Here is a 23,008-nt window from a genome sequence, read left to right as displayed (position 1 = left end):
TTACTTGAGTAAGTGATTTGGGCGAAAGAGCGCAGCAACGCTGCTGCAGCTTCAAGTATGAAGGATATTTAAATGACTGAACTGCCTGCCGCCGTGCGCTGGCAACTGTGGATTGTCGCCTTTGGCTTCTTCATGCAATCGCTCGACACCACTATCGTCAACACTGCCCTGCCTTCGATGGCGGCGAGCCTGGGTGAAAGCCCGTTACACATGCACTCGGTTATCGTGTCGTATGTGTTGACGGTCGCGGTGATGTTGCCCGCAAGCGGCTGGCTGGCAGACCGTGTTGGCGTGCGCAATATATTCTTCACTGCCATTGTGCTGTTCACCATTGGCTCACTACTCTGCGCGCACGCCTCCACGCTGAACGAACTAGTGATGGCGCGAGTGGTGCAAGGGGTTGGCGGGGCCATGATGGTACCCGTCGGGCGCTTAACGGTGATGAAAATCGTTCCGCGTGAGCAATATATGGCGGCAATGACCTTTGTGACTTTGCCCGGGCAAATCGGCCCACTGCTTGGCCCGGCACTCGGCGGCGTGCTGGTGGAGTATGCCTCATGGCACTGGATTTTCCTGATTAACCTGCCGGTTGGCATTATCGGAGCCATCGCCACGCTATGGCTGATGCCGAACTACACCATGCAGACACGTAAATTCGACATGATGGGCTTTGTCTATTTAGCGTTTGGCATGGCGGCGCTGACCATTGCGCTTGATGGCGCAAAAGGTTTAGGCGTGAGCCCATCCACGGTGTGGATGTTAGTGGGTGGCGGTGCTGCGGCAATGGCGCTCTATTTGTGGCACGCCAAAGCCAATGACAACGCCCTGTTCAACCTCAATCTTTTTAAGACGCAGACTTTCTCGCTCGGCCTGTTAGGTAGTTTTTGTGGCCGTATCGGCAGCGGAATGATCCCGTTTATGACACCAGTATTCCTGCAAATCGGCCTTGGCTTTTCGCCTTTCCACGCGGGCCTGATGATGATCCCAATGGTATTGGGAAGCATGGGCATGAAACGCATTGTGGTGCAGGTGGTTAACCGCTTTGGCTATCGCAATGTTTTAGTCGCCACCACGCTCGGTTTATCACTGGTTATTCTGCTGTTTATGGCGACGGCACTACTGGGTTGGTACTACTTGCTGCCGGTAGTCTTGTTCCTGCTTGGCATGGTCAACTCCACGCGCTTCTCGTCAATGAACACGCTGACACTGAAAGATTTACCGGACGATCTGGCAAGCGGCGGCAACAGCATGCTCTCAATGGTGATGCAGCTTTCAATGAGTATCGGTGTCACCATCGCCGGATTGTTACTGGGAATGTACGGTCATCATCAATTGACGGCGGATAGCGCCGTAGTCCACAGCGTCTTTATGTACACCTGGTTCAGTATGGCGGTGGTTATCGCCCTGCCCGCGCTGATTTTTGCTCGCGTCCCGAAAGACACCACCAAAAATGTCGTGATTGCGCGACGCAAAAGGAGGAGCTCATGAAGCTCTGGCGGCCTGGTATTACCGGCAAACTGTTCCTCGCGATTTTCTCGACCTGCCTGCTGGTGCTGGCAATCATGCATTGGGGTGTGCGGCTCAGTTTCGAACATGGGTTTATTGACTACATCAAGCGTGGCAATGAACAACGCCTGGAGATGCTAAGTGACGCGCTGGGCGAACAGTATGAGCAGCACGGCAACTGGCAGTTTCTGCGCAATAACGATCGCTTTATGTTCAAGCTGCTGCGCTCGTTCGAACATGGCGATGAAGAAAACCATAACCTGCCGCCACATGGTTGGCGCACCCAATTCTGGGTCGTCGACCAGGATTACAAAGTGCTGGTTGGCCCACGCGGCCCGGTTCCGACCGACGGTATGCGCCGGGCGATAAACGTTAACGGTCGCGATGCAGGCTGGGTTGTCGCCTCGCCGGTCGAACGCCTGACGCGCAACACCGATATTAATTTCGACCGCCAACAACGGCGCACCAGCTGGATAATCGTCGGCCTGGCAACACTCCTTGCTGCAGCAGCAACATTCTTGCTGGCACGTGGGTTATTAGCCCCGGTGAAACGCCTGGTTGAAGGGACACACAAACTGGCCGCCGGGGACTTCACCACCCGCGTGGACTCCACCAGCCAGGACGAACTCGGCAAGCTGGCGCAAGACTTTAACCAACTCGCCAGCACGCTTGAGAAAAACCACAATATGCGCCGCGCTTACATGGCCGATATTTCCCATGAATTGCGCACCCCGCTGGCGATTTTACGCGGCGAGCTGGAGGCCATTCAGGATGGCGTGCGCAAATTCACGCCTGAATCCGTGGCGTCACTGCAAATGGAAGTCGCCACACTGACCAAACTGGTTGATGACCTGCACCAATTGTCGATGTCAGACGAAGGCGCACTGGCCTACCAAAAACAATCTCTGGATATCATTAACCTGCTGGAGATTGTGGCGGGCGCATTCCGCGAACGCTTCAACTCACGTGGTTTAAGCATTAGCCTGGCGCTGCCAGATAGCGCCACCATTTTTGGCGACAGCGACCGTTTAATGCAGTTATTCAATAACCTGTTGGAAAACAGCCTGCGCTACACCGATGCGGGCGGCCAGCTGGTTATCTCCGGCGAAGTGGTGAATCAACGTTTTGTCATGCACTTTGCCGACAGCGCGCCGGGTGTCAGTGACGAGCAGTTAACCATGCTGTTTGAGCGTTTTTACCGTACTGAAGGTTCCCGCAACCGCGCCAGTGGCGGCTCAGGACTTGGCCTGTCTATCTGCCAGAATATTGTTGCCGCCCATAACGGCAAGCTTTACGCCTCGCATTCGCCTTTCGGCGGGGTAAGCATTACAGTAGAGTTACCGCTGGAGCCAGAATCGTTGAGACCTGTATGACCGAATTGCCAATTGACGAAAACACACCGCGTATTTTAATTGTTGAAGACGAGCCAAAGCTCGGCCAACTGTTAATTGATTACTTACGTGCTGCGGGATATGCGCCAGAGTTGATTACCCACGGCGACAAAGTGCTGCCTTTCGTGCGCCAGACGCCGCCGGATTTGATCCTGCTCGATTTAATGCTGCCAGGCACCGATGGCCTGACGCTGTGCCGTGAAATTCGTCGTTTCTCTGAAATTCCGATTGTCATGGTGACCGCTAAAATCGAGGAAATCGACCGCCTGCTTGGCCTGGAAATTGGTGCCGATGATTATATCTGCAAGCCTTATAGCCCACGCGAAGTGGTAGCGCGCGTCAAAACCATTTTGCGCCGCTGCAAACGCCAGCGCGACCCGGTTGCAGCCGATGAAATCAGCCCGTTAATCATCGACGAAGGTCGTTTTCAGGCGAGCTGGCGCGACAAACTTTTGGATTTAACACCAGCTGAATTCCGCCTGCTTAAAACGCTGTCCCACGAGCCGGGCAAAGTCTTTTCCCGCGAACAGCTGCTTAACCAGCTTTATGATGATTACCGCGTAGTGACTGACCGCACTATCGACAGTCATATTAAAAACCTGCGCCGCAAGCTCGAAGCGTTAGACGAAGAACAGTCGTTTATCCGTGCGGTCTACGGCGTGGGTTATCGCTGGGAAGCCGACGCCTGCCGAATTGCGTGAGGGTAGTTTCTGGAATCAATATGCTCAAAATAATTCGAGTTTCAGGTAGGCGGCAAGGGAATTTATCCCGATGAGCTTACTTATGTAAGTGATTCGGGTAAGTGAGCGCAGCCAACGCCCCTGCAACTTGAAGTATGAAGAGCATTAGCGCTACAATTCCCGCCCTAAAACTGTGCCTTATGCACACGCTTTCAAACCACCGCACCATATGCGGTGGTTTCTGACCTGAAATCAGACGAGAACCCCATGTTTAAACCAGAACTTCTATCCCCGGCCGGAACGCTGAAAAATATGCGTTACGCTTTCGCCTATGGCGCAGATGCTGTCTACGCTGGCCAGCCGCGTTACAGCCTGCGCGTGCGCAATAACGAATTCAACCACGAAAACCTCCAACTCGGCATCAACGAAGCCCATGAGCTCGGCAAAAAATTCTACGTGGTTGTCAACATTGCCCCACACAACGCTAAGCTGAAAACCTTTATCCGTGACCTGAAACCGGTTATCGATATGGGCCCGGATGCGCTGATCATGTCTGACCCTGGTCTTATCATGATGGTGCGTGAAGCATTCCCGGAAATGGACGTTCACCTGTCAGTGCAGGCCAATGCCGTAAACTGGGCAACCGTGAAGTTCTGGAAACAGATGGGTCTGACCCGCGTGATTTTGTCACGCGAACTGTCGCTGGAAGAAATTGCTGAAGTGCGTGAACAAGTGCCAGATATGGAACTGGAAATCTTCGTTCATGGCGCATTGTGCATGGCCTATTCTGGCCGCTGCCTGCTGTCGGGTTACATCAACAAGCGTGACCCGAACCAGGGCACCTGCACCAACGCCTGCCGTTGGGAATACAAAGTTGAAGAAGGCAAAGAAGATGATGTCGGCAATATCGTGCATCTTCATGAGCCGATTCCGGTACAAAACATTGAGCCGACTTTGGGCGCGGGCGCACCAACCGATAAAGTGTTTTTGATGGAAGAAGGCAAACGCCCTGGCGAATACATGACGGCGTTCGAAGACGAACACGGCACCTACATCATGAACTCGAAAGATCTGCGCGCCATCGAACACGTTGAGCGCCTGACCAAAATGGGCGTGCACTCGCTGAAAATCGAAGGCCGCACCAAATCCTATTACTACTGTGCGCGTACCGCTCAGGTTTATCGCCGTGCAATCGACGATGCCGCAGCAGGCAAACCGTTCGACCCAACGCTTCTGACCACGCTGGAAGGTCTGGCACACCGTGGCTACACCGAAGGTTTCTTACGTCGCCATAATCATGATTCTTATCAGAATTACGAGTACAGCCACTCAGTTTCTGAAAGTCAGCAATTTGTCGGTGAATTTACCGGTGAACGCCGTGGCGGTCTGGCAGAAGTGAAAGTGAAGAACAAATTCCTGCTCGGCGACAGTCTGGAATTAATGACGCCGCAAGGTAACGTCACCTTCACCCTTGAAGTGCTGGAAAATACCAAATCGCAGCCGATTGAAGTCGCACCTGGCGATGGCCATATTGTATGGATGCCGGTGCCAGAAGATGTGTCGCTGGATTATGCGTTGCTGATGCGCAATTTAGTTGCTCAGAACGCGCGCTAAGTCACTCATTATGGGTATTTTTTCCGCGCCAGAACATTTCTTAGAAACCGATCACATACCGCTTCGCTGTATACGGTTATTATCGCCGGGCTGAAAAACATAACCCATAAATGCTAGTTGTACCAAGAACCACCTCATTGGCCTGTGGAATCTCCCTTCCGCAGGCCACCTTTTTATCGTTACCGATTCAACATTTGCAAACACCGTTGCGCCAGTTTCAATCCAGAAACATTAATTGCCTTTATTAACCTGCCCCATTAATTCGCTGAATAAATCCAGGATTTGAACGTCACTCATCTGCAACAAGCTGTCACCTATATAGAACTCAGTTTTACACCAACCAGGCACTTCCGCCTCGTCCATATTGCTGAATAACCAATACCCATGCCGACGGGCAATGTCATCCCGTGCATTTAGTAATGCTGTTTTTTCTGCGTCAAAATACGCATGAAACATATTTACCTGAGGAGTGCGCGGCAAAATACGAATGCCCGGTATTGTTTGAAGGCAGGCGGCCAGGCTCAATGTCCGCTGATAACAAGACTCAAGTATGGCTAATTGCTTATCAAAACGCATCGCGGTAGATATCACCATTGGACTTTGCGTCACCAGGTTGCCGCCTAATCGTCTTTGCCAGAGGCGTGCCTGTTGTATGAAGTCGGTATCGCCTGCCAGCAGTGCGCCAGCAAGACCGCCGAGACCTTTATAGGCTGAGACATAGACTGACGAGAAACCATCAGCAATTTCGGCATATGACCGTTGGTAATAGGCTTTGGTTTCCCACAGGCGCGCCCCATCCATATGCAGAGTTGTACCTGACTGCGCGGCACTCTTTTTCAGCGCCTCCAGTTCTTCCCACTCCGGTAGTTGCCCGCCAATCTCACGTGCTGGTAACTCTACGACCAGACAACCCAGAGGCTCAGCAACAGCTGACAAGTCTTCCTCCACAATAGGCCGAAGTCGATGTCCTACCGTCACGCCATGCAACTGCATTAAAGCCTGATAGGATTGCTTTTCGTGAAGCAGGAGATGTGAAGATGCATGTACCCCAAAGCGCTGCAGTCGCTTTCTCTCGCACCAGATATTTACTGCTATCAACTGCGCCATAACACCGCTGGGCATGAATACGGCCGATTGCTTGCCCAGCAGTTTTGCCACTTTCGCTTCAAAGTGTTGAATGAATGCACCTTCACCATAAACGTCATGGGTTACATCATTAGACTGCGCCCATTCAGCCATTTCCTGAAACATCTGCGCTGGCGTCGATTGAGAAAATCCCTTTAATTCGACAGTGCAGGACGCTCTGAGACGCCCACGTTCTTCTTCAATGTTGTTCATCATCATATTTCTTTTTTTATTGAGTGAATGTTGTTGTGTATTTTTAGTTATTCAATGCGTTGAAAGCCGTCAGATATAATACTTACGCATAAAACTCTATGTATGTCATTTATCAATAATATGCTTTGTCCCGAACTATTCATCGCTGAACCCCGCAGACTCAGTCTGTTCTTACCCGCAAATCCTTCACATAAGATACACTTTGAATTCAACTACATTTCCAGAGGTCCGCCATGGAGCAGTTTCCCGTATCACTCGTCATTCTGAACGGCAAAGGTGCCAACAACGACATCTTGCGTAGCGCCGTAAAAGTCATGCGTGACGAGGGTTACACGTTACACATCCGCGTTACCTGGGAACAAGGTGACGCGATTCGTTACGTTGAAGAAGCATCTCGTATGGGTGTCGATACCGTCATTGCTGGCGGCGGCGATGGCACGATAAACGAAGTGGCAACCGCGCTGGCGCAACTCGCTCCGGAACATCGCCCGGTATTAGGTATTTTACCACTCGGTACTGCCAACGATTTTGCCACCAGCATAGGCATTCCGCAGGAGCTGGATAAAGCATTGCAGCTGGCAATAGTCGGCAAAGGCGTGCCTATCGACCTGGTACAAGTGAACGAATCGGCCTGGTTTATTAATATGGCAACCGGCGGTTTTGGTACACGCATCACCACTGAAACACCTGAAAAGCTGAAAGCTGCGCTCGGTGGTATCGCTTATTTTGTTCACGGATTGATTCGCCTGGACACGCTCAAACCAGACCGCTGCGAAATTCGTGGACAAGATTTTGAGTGGCAAGGCGATGCGCTGGTGATCGGTATCGGCAATGGCCGCCAGGCGGGCGGTGGGCAGGAACTTTGCCCGCAGGCGTTGATTAATGATGGTTTATTAGAGTTGCGTATTTTTACTGGCGAAGAGTTGCTGCCAGCAATTTTTAAAACGCTGACGCAACCTGGCGACAATCCAAATATTATTGATGGGCGTTCATCCTGGTTCGAGATAACCGCCCCGCACGACATTACTTTTAACCTTGATGGCGAGCCGCTGACCAGCCAGAAGTTCCGCATTGATATACATCCCAATGCGATAAGCTGCCGCCTGCCACCAAACTGCCTGCTGTTAGGCTGACGAGTTACTTACTGCATAGCAAAGAAGGCGATCGGCTGGTTGTGAAAAGCCAGCTGGAGCCAGTCAGTTGTTTGATATTAAGAAAAAACTTCGCATCGGGTTCTAAATAGAAGAGCGGAAATGTTCTCTTTAATAATGGGATATCCGTTGGGCTTCCGGTTGAATCCGTCACTGACTTTGAAATGAGAAAATAATCATTTCCCTTACGCTGAAAATCAAAAAATACATTCTGACTCACTTGTTCAACCAGATTGTTGTTCAATATAACCTCACCCCGTAGCAGCACCGCCCCGGTATCACCATTAAAAACATATTGCATCGTAACATTTGCAACATTGTCTTTACGATGAAGTATTAATTCGCCAGTGCAGCTAAAATGCGTATTTTTCCAATACAGATATATCTTAACCGCCGCGATACAGGATGTGATGATCAGTAAGCCTACTAATAACCATGAAGTATTATTTTTCAAACGCATTTCCATTATCCGCTATAACATAATGTGTGACACAGTGGTTCTTTCGCCAGGCACTAAATGGACCTTCGCAGGCCACAGCAGAAAAACGGGCAAAATTGTTATAAGCCGTTAAATAGACATAATGAAAATCTTCACAACTCAATTTAAAATCACGCACAAATAAACGATGTTTTTTATAGTCAGTGGTATCGGAATTCACAAAATAGCTGCAGTTACTCTGAGTAATTAGCGGTTTAAATTCTGTGAAGCGGTTATCCATGCTGGCTTGCCAGGTTAAAAGCGCCCCACCTAAACAGAGCACTAGCACCATTGCACTTACGCCAAACCACCCCTGGTGAGCGAAGAAGACAAACGTTGCACGACCTTACGCGGCTGTGTTTGCACAGGTGTAGAAGGTTGCGGTAGCTCCGTAACAATGTTTTCGCCTTCTTCGCTGCGGGTTATCTTCAACGTATTTTCAAGTTTGACCCCGACCTTTGGGACGGTGACGATATAGTCCTCATTAAGGCCAAACTCTTTAAATGCCCGCCGCAAAAGGGAAATATTTTGATAGAAGGTATTATTGGTTACCTGGGCTCCATTACTCACCCAGACTTCATGGAAAAAGCGTTCCCGAAGAACCACTTCCCCTTGATAATTAACCAACAATGCCAGGCATCTGCTCGCAGGTATACTCAGTGACAGGGGTGGCTTGTCGCTATTAATAGCGATAATCCTGTGCTTTTCAGGTAGAAAGGCCGCCACGCCATTCAAGATAATTTGTTTATTCACGCTATTCCTTACGCATTCAGATCTGGGGGGTGTAAAAGGCTTATTAGATCTGTTTATTTAATCGACAAAGCATAACCCCACTGATTTCCCTCATCGTTTATTATGACAAATTTAACTACACCATCCTGTAAATCTACCTTATTAAACGTAAAGAGCGGTTGCTGCGAAAAAGGACTTAAGGTTATTCCCGAAGCAGAATACCCGGCTATTTCTACCTCGGCCAAAGAGATATTCCAGGGTGTTGGGTTGGATACCGTCACTCCCTCACCCGAGCGCGTAAAACGTAATTGATTCCCCGCATCCTCGGTCAACCGCCCCACTCCAACTGGACGCCAAAACACTTTCAGCTGCGTACGAAATGCCAACAGGATTTTTTCATTTTGTACCTCTGACTGATTAGGCGGGATCTCATAAATATTTAGCCAAAACAGAGATTCACGGTCATCTGGCAAACCTTTAGCGCTGGTTAGCAGCCTGATAGAACGCTGCTCAAGCGGCGCAAGGCGAAAAATGGGCGGCAGTACTACAAACGGCGATTCGGCAGTTTGCGGGAGACCTTGAGGGTCACCATCGTCAATCCACGCCTGCACCATCACCGGATAATCGGCACTGTTGGCAAGCGTAATGGATTGGTTCACCGCTCCCTTGTCAAAAACCACCCGCGTGGCACTCAGGTTAACCACCGCCTGTACGGGTAAGGCTAAACATAGCCACAAAAACAGCAGTCTACTGAAGACGCATAAGGATTTGGGCATGAGCCTGATACCTCCCTGTTTCCAGTTGATCACTTGAGAAGCGTTCAAGACGCGCTTCAAATGTTTCCTGGTAACTATCAACACCACTCTGTGTTCCGGTTTTTACCTGCGAGCCACCCAAAACAGGCACCCAACCGGCGCTTGCGCCTGTTCCAGCAACGTCGGTGGTCAAGAAGTTCATCGGCAAACCATTGCGTAATATTCTGACGCCAACACCCCGCGCATGACCCGGTGCGCCGTAAGCATCGTCAAGTAAGTGAGTCACCGCACTCCCGCTAGTCAGGCCATATTTTTGTGCTGCCAGGACATTCGCCTCAGGAGCCAGAAACCCGAGTGCGACGTTCTGCTTGTTGGTGACAACTCCTGAAACCACGTTGGATTCGCAAGTAAACTCCAGTGAGAAAGGTGCACTGACGCTACGCCCTGCTCTGATATCCGTGGCACTAACTCGCGGTAATTGCACAAAAGGTGTGAAATGGATCACCTGACAAATCGCCCCTCGCCGCACGGTAATCCCATTATTGTAGAGGCTAATCACCGACGGCCATTCGTGATACCAGCCAGCCCAGTTACCGCCACGATGCGCCTGGCCCACTTTGATGCCATTCGAGTCGAGCCCTGGCCCGCGAAACACAACATAAGCATTCGGGTTTACCCCGGCAAAAGTGTAAGTCGCAGCCGAGCTAATAAAATATCGCGTATCCGCTGTTTTGATCAGCTCCACACGAATCGGCGAAAAGTTTTTGGCTTTAATTAAAAAGTTGCCGTCTTTATCCGTATCAAGGTTAGTCATTGCGATCTGCTGCCAGATATCCGTGAATACCTGTCCGGTCGCTTCCAGCGTAATTCGCATCGCCACATTTCTGGCAAGCGTCAGATAAGCCCCCGGCACATCTTGCGCTTCATACCACCCGGCATAAGCGTCATCCCCGTTGGTGGAAAACGCCTGGTAAAGCTGGCCTGCGGTATCCGGCGTACAGCGGAAAAACACCAGTTCAGGGTCCCACCCGCCTTTGTGTGCATATTGGGTAAAAGGAATCCCCCCAGCTGCCGCCAGCACCGTACCAGGCGGTTGGAAAATATTATTGCTGCTGACATCAATCGATTTACTCACGCCGGTCAGTTGCCCGTTCTTAGCATCGGCCCCACTAAGACCCCACCAGGCTTCAGCTTTGCCATCGCTGGCGGAACTCAGGCGATGTGAACCGAATTGACTGTTCGCACCGGTATACGGGTAAATAATGTATTCACATGCCGCCTGCGCCGTAGCGCTTAACATCATCAGTATGACGATCGCGAGTTTTGTCCTGATTTTCACTTAATGGTTTCCTTACGCGTCCAAACACTGGGCAGTTAGCGCGATCATCGCCTGCTGGGGGTCGTCATCTGTTAACTGATATTTAAATGCGCACCTTTCATCAGGGCCATCGCCCCAGCGCACGGTTAACTGTCCTTTCATTGCCGGTAAACGGGCATACACTTGGTTTGCCTGCCCCACCATCCCGACAACCTGATTGTGTTCATCAAAGACTTCCGCACCTTGGGGGAGCGAGCCACGGCGAGTAGTGACATCTATCAACGCCGCGGTTCCTTTTATCGTTGAGAACGATAACTTCACTGCGGCTCCGGCATACGGTGCAACGCGTTGTTGGTTATCCTCAAGCTCAATGTCGGCCGCCATATTACGGGTGTCTAACTGAACATTATTAAAACGATAAGGTGTTAGCGACGGCACTAGCGCGAAGCCTTGAGCGTTGATGGCTGCGCCCTGGCCATTACTCACGCGAGCCCCTTCGGCTCCCTTAGCCTCCACCAGCGCAAAGGTGTCGCCAAGCCATGGTCCAAGCGTCACGCCGCCACGGTGCACAACTGCTGCACCACGCATTCCTCCCGACCATTGCTTATAGTTTTCGGCTTGTGAATAGCTGCCGTTCAAGGTGCCAAACGAAGTCATTTTTTGCAGCGAGGCGCTCCAGTTCTTTTGTGCAGCCTCGCCCGATGCGTTCTGGTATCCCGCAGAAACGGCATAGCTTGCGCTATCGTCCTCACTGATTGAGCCCGCAAGCGAAGCCTGATAACTCGTGCCACTGGTTTTACTATGGCTAGTTGAAAGCGAGAGATAATCTTCACCCGTACCAAACTTCAGCGGCACAGAGAATGTCAGTGTGACAATATTTTCCGCCTGCCCATGCCTGACATTCTGCCCTGGCTGCCCATCTGCACGTCGCGTGGTATCACGCCAGAATGTTTGCTGGCGGCTCGCGGCCAGGTTGTAGCTAATTTGTCGCCACTGATTGGCATAACCAAACTGAAGCTGTGTATTGCGCCCGCGCTCGCCGTAATAATCCATCACCGAACCGGAAAGCCATATCGAGCCATAGTCACCCAATTGCTGGTTAACGGTGGCTGTAAACTGGTTGCGCTGTGAAAGTGTATCGGAACGCCAGATATCACTGCTTTTAGCAGCATTTCGTTCACCCAACACATCACTGAAATCACGGTACCCAGCAGTGGAATAGCGGTAGCCTGCCAGTGCCACGTTGGTACCGGTTGAGTTGAATGACCGGCTCCAGGAAAGCTGTGAACGCCAGCCCGTTTGTTTGCCTTCCGGGAGCTGCGCAGATGATGCCGTCACATCCGCACCAATCGACCCAAGCTCTGAAGCCCAGACGCCACCCAGTACCGTGGAGGCGTACTCTTTCCCCAGACGAACACCACCGTTAGCCGTCAGGCTATTGGCGATACCGCGTTCAAGGGTGAAATCACCGAACCAGTTGTCATCCGTATCGTAATCACGCGCACGCCCGATAACCGCGTTATAGCGCCAGACCCCAGGACGTAAAGAGAGCGGTAGAGCTGAAAACGGAACCGTAAACTGGCTGCGGCTGCCATCGACTTCAATCACATCAACCTGCAAATCCCCCTGCCAGGCGGTGCTGGCAAGGTCGTTAATCACAAACGGCCCCTGTGCCACATTGGTTTGGTACAATGTGCGCCCGTTCTGGCTGACTACCACACGAGCCGCACTGGCCGCGGTACCGCGAATTTCTGGCGCATATCCCTGGCGGGATTGAGGCCACATCCGTTGGTCGGTTTCCAGTTTGACGCCAGTAAACGCCATGCTGCTAAACAGGTTGCCACCACTATAACTTTGACCAGCACTCAACGTGCTTTGCAGCGCCGCAACCGGGCGTTGTAGCCAGGCTTGTAAGTTATCCCACTGGTAGCGTTTTTTATCCCCATAACGGCTATAGCTTGCTGAGGATTGCTGGCGCAGTTGCCATAAACCAAAGTTAATACCCGACGTCAGCCCCAACCAACCATATTCGCTCTGGCTTCCACCGGCATCACTGTAATAAAAGTTACTGTTGTAGTTGGTAAACAACAGACTTTCCCCCGCCTGCCATTGCTCGGGGGCGACGTAATCGTGCGGCACCTGCACCATTTCAGCCTGGGGGATGGCAATATCCAGCCGCAACTGCGCGCTATCAAACGTGTAACTGGCCCCCGCGATGCGCTTTGCCGGGCTTAAACAGGTTTCGGTGCTCGCCGGACTTAATGGCAGAACGCCATTTTGCTCATAGAAAATCAGCGGTAAGCAAGGAGCGACCTCCTCACCCTCACCACCAAACACCACTCCATCACGGGCGACATAGCGCCCATTTAGCCAGATATCAACCAAATAGCGGCCAGGTGCAACCGATGACGCCTGGTCAAAGCGGGCCAGTCCTTGCCCGTAATCGCTGCCCAACAACAACGCGTTATCGAAGGTGTAGCTTTCCGCTTTGGCATACAGCGGCAATACCGCTCCGCCCAGCAAGCAGATGCTCAGCCAGTGATGTCTTTCCATAGTGTTTTTTACTTTTCTACAAGACCGCTAGTTCTTCAAATGAAGCGTGCCGCTCAGATAAGCGCCCTGGTCGTTAATCCAGGTCATCTGCACGGTTTTACTCGAAGGTGCTCCTGCTAATGTCCATACTTTTGTCGCACCTGGAGCAATCATTTCGCCCCCTAACGCCACGGGTTTGTTCGCCACCGTCACCACCACTCGCGCCAGCGAGGTGAAATAGCCGCTGTTGTTGGTGAGGCTCAGTTGGTGGCCTGAAACCGAAGCGATAGTCGTTTTGTCCAGGGTGTCCGGCGAGCCCTGTAATCCAGCAGGACGCCAGAACACTTTCATACGACTGCGCAGCATCACGATCATCTGATTGGATGCTTCACTCCCTTTAGCCACCGGCGGGATTTGCAAGGTATTGAGCCAAAACACTGACTCTTTATCTTGTGGCAAATCCGCGCCGGTAAACTGCAAGCGCAGGGTTTGGCCACTGTGCGCGGCCATGCGAAACATAGGAGGAGTCAGCATAAAAGGTGCTCGCGCGGTTTTCGGTGTTGACTGCTCATCGCCGCTATCCAGCCAAGCTTGCATGACATTCGGAAAGTCATCCTGATTGGTTAACTGCACGCTAACTTGCTTTGCATCTGCTGGATACACCACACGATTGCCCGTCATCACCACACTTGCCTGGCTGCTTAAACAGGCACCCAGCAGGGCAAATGTCAGCAAACTTCTCCCTAAACTCATATTTCATTCCCTACGCCGTGCACTATTAAAGATAAGAAATCGCGTACTGCACTGCGGCGACAACATCACCCGCAGTAGCATTGCCGGTTGGCGAGAAGTAACGCACGGCGTAGTCGTGTTCACCGGACTGTTCTCCTGCCGGGATAGATATCCCTGCAACAGCCATTGGGTTACTTAGGTCGATAACCGTGCTGCCCGATGCATCCGTTAGCAATTGCAGTTCAACGTTATTAGCCGAACCGCTGGTTGCAAGGTTTCCGCTACTGGTGACGTTAGTGCCGATAAATAAGGTTTTAATCTCTAATGTGGAGCTGTCTACGCTGCATCCACTGACGCCCATGGTGAACGTGGTCAGCCCTGCCGAAGAGGCAGCGTCCTTAAGCTCACTTTTAGAGATGGTAGGCAACAGTACGACAGGGTGAGCATCTGAACCGTTAACGGTCACCGAACAGGTTTGTTCTGTGATCTCACCTTTGAAGGTAATAGTATTTGTTGATTCCGCGAAAGTCGCTCCACTTAATAAGGCTGCCGTGCCGAATACTACAGGTAATAAAGCTTTCATCTTGTTATCCTTGTTGTGTTGCTTTTGTCCTTATCGTGCAGTGCGGAATCCCAGAGCAAATAAGCCTGTTACTGATAAATAAACAGATAAGGTTAAGCAGTTGAGAGTGAGATATATCACCTTACACAGAAACACTGCATAAGGTATGGGCATATTATTGCTTCTTAGGAAAATTCCTAGATTTGTTTTCTGAATAATCTTTTCCACCTTTCTTATATAAGAAAAACATCTTATATAAGAGTATGTGAATTCATAAAATTCATGCGGTTATGATGATTATCAAGAAAGGAATTCGAAAGGTGAATGGTGCAGAATTATTAATCTTAACAATAAAAAACGCGCCAGGGGGGTAACCTGACGCGCGGTATTATGGAAGCCAGTATTAATTAAAATTGAGCCACCTGACTTGCCATCTCCCGACTATATTGGCGACTGGCATTCACCAGCATTTGGGTATAAGGATTTTGTGCCGCACCGCTTATTAAATTATCGGTACTGAGTGACTCAAGAATCTTCCCATGTTGCATTACACCCACGCGATGACATAAATGTGCAATGACGCCTAAATCGTGTGTCACCATTAAATAGGTAAGTTTCGATTCTTGCTGTAAATCCGACAGTAAGTTGAGAATTTCCGCCTGCACCGAAACATCCAATGCTGAAGTAGGCTCATCAAGTAGCAGCACTTCCGGTTCAAGTATCAGCGCACGCGCAATCGCCACACGCTGGCGCTGGCCACCGGAAAGCTGATGCGGATATCGGCTGCGAAAAGCGCGGTTTAAACCAACTTTATCGAGCATCATATTGATACGCCGGTCGCGGTCAGTGAATCCCTGGATTTGCAACGGTTCTTCCAGAATGTCGCCGATAGTGTGGCGCGGATGTAGCGAACCGTAGGGGTCCTGAAATACCATTTGCACCATGCGGCACCGCTCGCGGCTGATTTTGTGCTCGAGTTCAGTTCCGTCAATCACCAACTTGCCCTGCCAGTGGGTAAATAAACCCGCCAGGCATTTCAGCACCGTGGTTTTCCCGGAGCCCGACTCCCCCACCAGGCCAAAAATCTCACCATGTCCGACGTTAAAATTCACGTCGAATAGCACCTGATTAGTTTTCGCCCCTTCACCAAAGGTTAAATTAAGCTGGCTGACTTCAATCATGGATGACATACGTTGCTCCTTATTCCGTTAGCCAACTAGCCTGGCGCTGTAGAACCGGTAGATGTGACCGGCGCATATCCATATCCGGCAAGGCACTGATAAGCCCTTGAGTATAGGGATGCTGCGCATTATCGAGATCATTTGCGGCGATAGATTCCACAACGCGCCCTGCATACATAACCAGCACACGATCGCAGAAACTGCGCACCAGGTTGATGTCGTGGCTGATGAAAATCAGCCCCAGCCCGCGCGACTGTACCAAATCATCGAGCAGCGCCAACACTTGCAGGCGCACTGAAACATCGAGTGCTGAAGTCGGTTCATCAGCAATGACCATTTCAGGGTCAGTGATAAGCATCATGGCAATCATGATACGCTGCCCCTGGCCGCCGGAAACTTCATGCGGATAGAGGTTATAGACGCGCTCCGGCTGGCGAATGCGCACCACTTCCAGCATCTCCAGCACTTTCTGCTTCGCTTCTTTATGGCCGACGCGGTGGTGCGTCAGCCAGGCTTCAGCGATTTGATCCCCCACACACATCACCGGGTTCAGTGAGTATTTCGGGTCCTGCATAATCATGGAAATTCGTTTGCCACGCACATTGCGCATTTGTGCGTCAGTAGCATTAAGCAGATCAACATCGCCAAATTGCATACGATCGGCGGTGATCTGCGCTTTTTTAGGGTGAAGTTGCAAAAGCGCGCGGCCCACTGTGGATTTCCCGGAGCCGGACTCGCCAACGATGGCTAGTTTCTCGTGCCCGAGCTGGAATGAAACACCACGCACCGCGTGGGTTTGCTGGCGACCATTAACGAATGTCACATTCAAGTCGCGTACATCAAGCAGTTGCGGCGAGTTATTCGCTGCGAGGATCGAGGATGTCACGTAAGCCATCTCCCAAGAAGTTGAATGCCAGACTGTTGATTAAAATCGCCAGCCCCGGAATCGTTACTACCCACCAGCACTCCATCATGTAAGTGCGCCCGCTGGAGATCATCGCGCCCCACTCCGGCTCTGGAGGCTGCGCGCCAAGGCCCAGGAAGCCCAGACCTGCGGCAGTCAGGATGATGCCCGCCATATTCATCGTAATGCGGATAATCACCGACGGCATGCACAGCGGCACGATGTGACGCCACAGCACACGAACCGGCGAAGCCCCTTGCAGGCGGACGGCAGAGATAAAGTCAGCTTGTCGTAATGAAAGGGTTTCCGCACGCGCAAGGCGAGCAATCGGCGGCCAGGCTGTGAGCGTAATTGCAATCACAACATGCTCAAGGCCGGGGCCGAGTGCCGCAACAAATGCCAGTGCCAGTACAAGACTTGGGAACGAAATAAAGATGTCAGTTACACGCATCAATACCATATCGACTTTTCCGCCGAAATAACCGGCGGTTACTCCGAGCAACAAGCCAAGCGGACCTACGGTTATCGACACCAGTAATACGATGTAAAGCGTGATGCGTGAGCCGTAAACCAGGCGGCTAAAAATATCGCGACCAAACTCATCGGTGCCAAACCAGTGCGTGGCGTTGGGTGCGGTTAGCGCGTTATTCAAATCCTGCACCAGCGGGTTAAAAGGCGCTATCCATGGGGCGAAAATTGCCACCAGCAACAACAGGAAAACAATCCCTCCCCCAATCGCCGTCAGTGGATTGCGCGCCATTTTGCCAATAAACCCAACAGCCCGCAGACCGGCTCGTTTGAAGCGTAATGAACGCTCGTCGGCGGCGGTGAGTTGTGGTGTTCCAAAGGAGACAGTCATGATTTTGTCCTCGGATCAAAGAGTTGGTAGAGCATGTCGGACAGCAGGTTCAGCAACACAAAGATCACTCCCACCACCAGCACGCAACCCATCACCGCGTTCATATCGCCAAGCAGCAGACTACCGGTGAGATAAGAACCAAAACCCGGCCACGAGAACACAGTTTCAATTAACACCGCGCCTTCCAATAAAGAGCCGTAGGCCAGCGCCACCACCGTCAGCAACTGCACCAGAATATTGCGGAACGCGTGGTTCCAGATAACCTGGCGCTCGGTCAGCCCTTTGACGCGTGCGGTGATAATGAATTCCTGCGACAGTTGAGCCAGCATAAAGCTGCGCGTCATGCGGCTGATATAGGCCAGCGAATGGAAGCCCAGCAGAGAAGCCGGAAGAATCAGATGGTTTAGCGCGTTAAAGAACACCGCGCTGTTTCCCGCCAGCAACGCATCCACTAACAGCAAACCTGTACGGCGCGGCACAATGCCATCCAGCCCTAAATCAATACGCCCTGCGCCGCCCACCCAACCCAGCCAGGCGTAAAACAGCAGCAGTCCCATCATCCCAACCCAGAAAATCGGCGTGGAATAACCCGCAAGACTGATGATACGCACGGCATAATCGACCACGCTGTTACGGCGAGCCGCTGCCCAGACGCCAAGCGGAATACCAAGGCCCGCACCGACGATAATCGCCACCGTCGCCAGTTCAAGCGTTGCCGGGAAGACACGCAGAATGTCGTCAACCACCGGTTTCCCAGTCAGCAGCGCATTGCCCAAATCACCATGCAGCAAACCGCCAAGGTAAATCCAAAACTGAGTAGCCAGCGATTGATCAAACCCTAACTGGTGATAAACCTGCTGATAAGTGCTTTGGTCTGCATCCGGGCCGACAATCGCCAGCACCGGGTCGATTGGCATGACGCGGCCAATAAAGAAGGTAAGCAGCAGTAACCCAAACAAGGTGACCAGCACCTGGCTTAAGCGCTTTGAAAAACGCCGGACACGGCCGCCCGGAGCCAGCAAGATCATGCTCATCCTTTGTTCTCCCCATTTTCAGCAGCAGGCGTTTTATAAACATCACGCAGGAAAGTGGTGGCTGATGGGTGCGGCTGGTAGTTCTGCACTTCGTTGCGTACCACCACCGAATCCACCATTTGTGAAAGCGGCAATAATGCAGGGATCAACTCGTCATAACGGGTCTGAATCGCCTGATACTCTTCACGCTGCTTAGTTGGGTCACGCTCCACCAGAGCTTTATCGATTTGCTGGTTCAGCGTTTTGTCATAGAAGCTGGTACGCCAACCCTGGAAGTTAGTCAGACGAGCCGCGTCACTGTTATCCGGGTTGTAGACCAGAGAGCGCAGGCTGGAATGCGGATGCGGTTCTACGCCACTGCCGCCGCGCCCAACCAACATGTCGAACTTACGCTCGCGCATTGCGCCGTAAATCTGGTTGCCCGTGCCGGTTACGATTTTCGCGTTGATTCCCGCCTGCATCAGCGTGGATTGCACCGCAATCGCGATATTCAGGAAGGGTTGGTCCGCCAACACGCGCAGCGTGGTATCAAACCCGTCAGGATAACCAGCTTCAGCCAACAGTTTTTTGGCCCGTGGAATATCCAGCGCATAGCCTGGGTTCGGAAGCGTTGCAGGCATACCTGATTGAATTGGACGCTGATGCAGCACGCCGTATCCCGGCATCAATGCTTTATTGATACCCTGATAATCAATCAGATAACGCACAGCTTCACGCACTTTCGGGTTGGCGAAATGCGCTTCCTTCATGCTCATGGCAACGTAATAAATGGTGCCTTTTTTTACGGCATCGACGGTCAAATCGGGATCTTTTCGCAAGGCGTTTACGTCAGATACCGCCATGTTGCTGGCAATATCCAGATCGCCTTTGGAGATCATCAGCCGTAAAGTTTGCGACTCCTGGAAGTGACGGAATACCACGCGGGAGAGTTTAGGCGCGCCGCGCCAGTAATCCGGGTTGCGCTTCATACGCAATACATCTTTTGCTTGCCACACATCAAGGCTAAATGGCCCAGAACCCGCTTCGTTGGTCGTCAGCCAACGATTGCCCCAGTCATCGTTTTGTACATGCTGTTCTACCGTTTTACTGTCCAGCACCACGATACTTCCGAGTGCGGCCAGCGAATAGATAACCAGCTGTGGGTCGTTGGCTTTAGGCAGCGTGATTTCAACCGTTGAAGCGTCCAGTGCTTTGACATGCTCATCAACGTTCTTTTTGCTAAAACCGTAGGATTTCCATACTGATGCCTGCGCCAAATTGAGGTGTAAAACGCGGCGCATTGACCACACCACGTCGTCTGCGGTGAGTTCGTTACCAGAGTGGAATTTCACGCCATCACGCAGGTGGAACGTCAGGCGGTTGCCATCTTCCGAGATATCCCAGGAGGTTGCCAGTGCCGGGCGCACGTTGGTGAGTTTCGCCGGGTCTAACTCCACCAGCGAGTCATAGAGGTTTACCACCAGTCCCACCACTTCGTTACCGGTCATGGCGGCCGGATCGAGAGTGAGCAGGTTATTCATATTCATGCCGATGATCAGCTGGTCAGGTGGCGTTTTCGCCATCACCGAGCTACTACCGAACATGAACAGGAGCGTGAGCAGCCACGCCCCCAGTCGGGAGCTTCGATTCATGATAGATACCGTTTTGTAGGGTCAGTATTCCCCGGCGTCTTTCGCGCCGGGCTTATTATTTTTACGGCTGTTAGTCTTTGCTTACGGTATGCGTTTCGATATACGAGAAATTAATGTCTTCACCCAGGCCCGGACGCTGTGGCAAATGCACAAAACCATCGGCATCCATCGGGTCAACGATGCTGTTCAGGTACGCTGCTGGCTCATCGTATTCAAGGAACGGGTGCAGTAAACCACGCTCGTACCAGCGGCAATTACGAATTGCGCCCACTACTGCGAGGCTTGCCGCACCATTGCCATGAACTTCGCAGTCCATGCCGAAGGACTCAGCAAGTGCGGCAACTTTCATGGTTGGTGAAATGCCACCAACGCCGTTCGCCCCCGCACGCAGGATGTCGCACGCGCCGGCTTTTACCCAGTCTGCACGACTATGGTGTTTGCCGCCGAGGCTTTCTGGCCCGACAACGTCGATAGATAAGTTCTCAGAAAGCCAGACGTAAGACGCCATGCTCTCTTCTTCCATCGGCTCTTCGAACCAGGCAAAGTTGAGTTTTTCCAGCGCCTTGCCAATGTAGAGCGCCTGACTGCGGCTGTACCAGTGGTAGCCATCAAGCATTAAATCGATATCCGGGCCAACGGCTTCACGCACGGCGGCACAGGCTTTAACATCCATTTTGGGGTCTGGAGCGAAGGCAACCGGTGGCATCCAGGTGTGAAGTTTGATGGCTTTATAGCCGCGAGCGACCAGCTTTTCAGCGAACTGGCCGAATTCGTCTGGCGTAGATAAACCGCCTTCCAGTTCGTCGCCGCACATGGTGCTGCCGTAAGCCGGCACTTTGTCGCGGAATCCACCAAGCAATTTGTAGACCGGCACTTTCAGTTTGCGGCCAATTAAATCCCACAGTGCTTGCTCAACAAACGAGAGCGCACGTTCGGTAAGTTGGTGTGCGCTGCCACGCTGCCAGTGCACCAGGTCTTGCCAGATGCGCTCGCGGTTAAACGGGTCTTGCCCGACCAGCACTTTACGGAAGAAGGCATTGACGACATAAGGGCGCACCACTTCCGGTGGCGCGAAAGAGTAACCACAGTCACCTTCATCGGTGGTGATCGTCAGCATCGCCATTTTCGCGAGGCTTTCCGGGCCAGGATGAGAGTGACCTGCACTGTCAGAAACTCGGCGGGTTGGGTAAGTAAAAACGGTTACGTTTACGGATTCTATTTTCACGGCTGTTATTGTCCCTTTGTTAATTTAAAACAGCGTTTCATCACTTACTCTATGCGTAAAAATTCACCTCCGCCTCGTTCAAAGGTGCTTAAATGCGCGTGATTTTTTGGACATATGTCCAGGGGGGCGTGATGCTTTTCACAAAATGTTATGGAACTGTGATGAAGGTAACTGATGGATGTGGGGAAGTTTTCGGCGGGCGTCGCTGCGCTAACCCGCCAGCAATACGCAGAAAATCAGGCGATAGTCACTTTGCTGTTCAGATACACATCCTGCACAGCATTAATCAACTTAACACCCTCAGACATAGATTTCTTAAAGGCTTTGCGGCCCAGAATCAGCCCCATGCCACCCGCACGCTTGTTAATGACAGCGGTACGCACTGCATCTGTCAGGTCGGTTTCACCTCCAGCGGCACCACCCGAGTTAATCAACCCTGCGCGACCCATATAGCAGTTGGCCAGTTGGTAACGCACCAGATCGATGGGGTTATCACTGGTCAGTTTGGTGTACACGCGGTCGTCGGTGTATCCAAAGTTTACCGCCTTGTAACCCCCGTTATTTTCGGCCATTTTCTGCTTCACAATATCCGCACCAATAGTGGCGGCCAGATGGTTTGCCTGGCCAGTGAGATCGGCACTTACGTGGTAATCCACACCGTCTTTTTTAAAGTCCGGGTTACGCAGATATGCCCAAAGAACAGTGACCAGCCCCAGCTCATGTGCGCGTTCAAACGCCGCTGAAATCTCTTCAATTTGGCGACGTGACTCTGGCGAACCAAAGTAAATGGTCGCCCCCACTGCCACCGCGCCCATATTGAACGCCTGCTCAACGCTTGCGTACAGCGTCTGGTCAAAAGTGTTTGGGTAGCTGAGCGTTTCGTTATGGTTAAGTTTGACGAGGAAAGGAATGCGGTGCGCGTAACGGCGCGATACCGAGGCCAGCACGCCATAGGTTGAAGCGACACAGTTACAGCCCGCTTCAATCGCCAGTTCAACTATGTTTTTCGGGTCAAAGTAGAGAGGGTTTGCCGCAAACGATGCCCCAGCGGAGTGTTCAACACCCTGATCGACCGGTAAAATGGAAAGGTAGCCAGTGCCAGCAAGCCGCCCGGTGTTATACAGCGTTTGCATGTTTCGTAGCACTGCAGGCGGGCGGTTGTTATCCACCATCACGCGGTCTACATAATCCGAACCAGGCAGATACAACTGGTCTGCCGGAATAGTCATACAACGATGCTGTAACAAGCTGTCGGCATCTTTGCCAAGCAGCTGCGCAATATCAGTCATAATACGCTCCCGTAAATTCAGCGAGCACCCTGCCCGCTGAGGATGGATTCTCCTGGCCTGCTTTTGTTAAAACAGGCAGACATAATCCTGGCCGTG

General features: G+C 51.8%; 21 protein-coding genes. 5 read left to right on the top strand and 16 right to left on the bottom strand.

Features of this window, described 5'->3' with window-relative positions:
- Positions 1 to 72: 72 nt before the first annotated feature.
- From mdtD to trhP, 4 genes are all read left to right on the top strand, one after another.
- Positions 73 to 1,488: a multidrug transporter subunit MdtD gene (gene mdtD / locus AC0IXI_RS08270; protein WP_471682225.1), complete on the top strand. Its 1,416-nt coding sequence runs from the start codon at positions 73 to 75 to the stop codon at positions 1,486 to 1,488.
- A complete protein-coding gene (gene baeS / locus AC0IXI_RS08265; RefSeq protein ID WP_134185366.1) occupies positions 1,485 to 2,879 on the top strand; it encodes an envelope stress sensor histidine kinase BaeS in 1,395 nt (464 codons plus the stop codon). The genes mdtD and baeS overlap by 4 nt, the downstream gene beginning before the upstream one ends.
- A complete protein-coding gene (gene baeR, locus AC0IXI_RS08260) occupies positions 2,876 to 3,598 on the top strand; it encodes an envelope stress response regulator BaeR (RefSeq protein WP_064512272.1) in 723 nt (240 codons plus the stop codon). The genes baeS and baeR overlap by 4 nt, the downstream gene beginning before the upstream one ends.
- 246 nt (positions 3,599 to 3,844) lie before the next feature.
- Positions 3,845 to 5,191, top strand: a complete 1,347-nt coding sequence (gene trhP, locus AC0IXI_RS08255) for a prephenate-dependent tRNA uridine(34) hydroxylase TrhP (RefSeq protein ID WP_064512274.1) — start codon at positions 3,845 to 3,847, stop codon at positions 5,189 to 5,191.
- A 231-nt stretch (positions 5,192 to 5,422) separates the two neighbouring features.
- On the opposite strand, the gene AC0IXI_RS08250 is transcribed toward trhP, so the two are convergent.
- The gene (locus AC0IXI_RS08250; protein WP_083962901.1) at positions 5,423 to 6,532 is read right to left on the bottom strand and encodes a threonine aldolase family protein; all 1,110 of its coding nucleotides are present in this window, start codon (positions 6,530 to 6,532) and stop codon (positions 5,423 to 5,425) included.
- 230 nt (positions 6,533 to 6,762) lie between these two features.
- Here AC0IXI_RS08250 and yegS point away from each other — a divergent pair, with 230 nt between their 5' ends.
- The gene (gene yegS, locus AC0IXI_RS08245) at positions 6,763 to 7,662 is read left to right on the top strand and encodes a lipid kinase YegS (RefSeq protein ID WP_471682224.1); all 900 of its coding nucleotides are present in this window, start codon (positions 6,763 to 6,765) and stop codon (positions 7,660 to 7,662) included.
- Positions 7,663 to 7,666: 4 nt separating this feature from the next.
- Here the strand turns inward: yegS and AC0IXI_RS08240 are convergent, their stop codons facing one another.
- The 15 genes from AC0IXI_RS08240 to fbaB all read right to left on the bottom strand — a co-directional run bounded on the left by AC0IXI_RS08240 (position 7,667) and on the right by fbaB (position 22,912).
- The gene (locus AC0IXI_RS08240; protein ID WP_471682223.1) at positions 7,667 to 8,134 is read right to left on the bottom strand and encodes a hypothetical protein; all 468 of its coding nucleotides are present in this window, start codon (positions 8,132 to 8,134) and stop codon (positions 7,667 to 7,669) included.
- Positions 8,124 to 8,399 (bottom strand): hypothetical protein, encoded by a 276-nt coding sequence (locus AC0IXI_RS08235; RefSeq protein WP_471682222.1) that lies wholly within the window; start codon positions 8,397 to 8,399, stop codon positions 8,124 to 8,126. The genes AC0IXI_RS08240 and AC0IXI_RS08235 overlap by 11 nt, the downstream gene beginning before the upstream one ends.
- Positions 8,400 to 8,455: 56 nt before the next feature.
- Positions 8,456 to 8,911, bottom strand: coding sequence for a winged helix-turn-helix domain-containing protein (locus AC0IXI_RS08230; RefSeq protein ID WP_471682221.1), 456 nt, complete (start codon positions 8,909 to 8,911; stop codon positions 8,456 to 8,458).
- A 53-nt stretch (positions 8,912 to 8,964) separates the two neighbouring features.
- Positions 8,965 to 9,666, bottom strand: coding sequence for a fimbrial biogenesis chaperone (locus tag AC0IXI_RS08225; protein ID WP_134185356.1), 702 nt, complete (start codon positions 9,664 to 9,666; stop codon positions 8,965 to 8,967).
- Positions 9,638 to 10,984 (bottom strand): fimbrial protein, encoded by a 1,347-nt coding sequence (locus AC0IXI_RS08220; protein ID WP_471682220.1) that lies wholly within the window; start codon positions 10,982 to 10,984, stop codon positions 9,638 to 9,640. Before AC0IXI_RS08220 ends, AC0IXI_RS08225 begins: the two co-directional genes overlap by 29 nt.
- A gap of 12 nt (positions 10,985 to 10,996) precedes the next feature.
- Positions 10,997 to 13,516: a fimbria/pilus outer membrane usher protein gene (locus tag AC0IXI_RS08215; RefSeq protein ID WP_413498604.1), complete on the bottom strand. Its 2,520-nt coding sequence runs from the start codon at positions 13,514 to 13,516 to the stop codon at positions 10,997 to 10,999.
- A 27-nt stretch (positions 13,517 to 13,543) separates the two neighbouring features.
- On the bottom strand, positions 13,544 to 14,248 hold the full coding sequence (locus AC0IXI_RS08210) for a fimbrial biogenesis chaperone (RefSeq protein ID WP_471682219.1): 705 nt from the start codon (positions 14,246 to 14,248) through the stop codon (positions 13,544 to 13,546).
- Positions 14,249 to 14,273: 25 nt separating this feature from the next.
- The gene (locus tag AC0IXI_RS08205) at positions 14,274 to 14,810 is read right to left on the bottom strand and encodes a fimbrial protein (RefSeq protein WP_134185350.1); all 537 of its coding nucleotides are present in this window, start codon (positions 14,808 to 14,810) and stop codon (positions 14,274 to 14,276) included.
- Positions 14,811 to 15,196: 386 nt separating this feature from the next.
- Positions 15,197 to 15,970: an ABC transporter ATP-binding protein gene (locus AC0IXI_RS08200; RefSeq protein ID WP_134185607.1), complete on the bottom strand. Its 774-nt coding sequence runs from the start codon at positions 15,968 to 15,970 to the stop codon at positions 15,197 to 15,199.
- A gap of 19 nt (positions 15,971 to 15,989) precedes the next feature.
- Complete coding sequence (locus AC0IXI_RS08195) at positions 15,990 to 16,856, bottom strand: ABC transporter ATP-binding protein (protein WP_471682218.1); 867 nt, start codon at positions 16,854 to 16,856, stop codon at positions 15,990 to 15,992.
- Positions 16,828 to 17,733 (bottom strand): ABC transporter permease, encoded by a 906-nt coding sequence (locus tag AC0IXI_RS08190; protein WP_064512343.1) that lies wholly within the window; start codon positions 17,731 to 17,733, stop codon positions 16,828 to 16,830. The genes AC0IXI_RS08195 and AC0IXI_RS08190 overlap by 29 nt, the downstream gene beginning before the upstream one ends.
- Positions 17,730 to 18,767, bottom strand: coding sequence for an ABC transporter permease (locus AC0IXI_RS08185; RefSeq protein ID WP_064512345.1), 1,038 nt, complete (start codon positions 18,765 to 18,767; stop codon positions 17,730 to 17,732). The genes AC0IXI_RS08190 and AC0IXI_RS08185 overlap by 4 nt, the downstream gene beginning before the upstream one ends.
- A complete protein-coding gene (locus AC0IXI_RS08180; RefSeq protein ID WP_413498607.1) occupies positions 18,764 to 20,398 on the bottom strand; it encodes an ABC transporter substrate-binding protein in 1,635 nt (544 codons plus the stop codon). Before AC0IXI_RS08180 ends, AC0IXI_RS08185 begins: the two co-directional genes overlap by 4 nt.
- 70 nt (positions 20,399 to 20,468) lie before the next feature.
- A complete protein-coding gene (locus AC0IXI_RS08175; RefSeq protein WP_064512349.1) occupies positions 20,469 to 21,623 on the bottom strand; it encodes a mandelate racemase family protein in 1,155 nt (384 codons plus the stop codon).
- A gap of 236 nt (positions 21,624 to 21,859) precedes the next feature.
- Entirely contained in the window at positions 21,860 to 22,912 is a 1,053-nt protein-coding gene (gene fbaB, locus AC0IXI_RS08170; RefSeq protein WP_064512351.1) for a class I fructose-bisphosphate aldolase, read from the bottom strand.
- Between the last annotated feature and the right edge of the window lie 96 nt (positions 22,913 to 23,008).

This window comes from Buttiauxella sp. AC038 (assembly GCF_979253565.1).
This window is presented reverse-complemented; position numbering and strand designations above follow the sequence as displayed.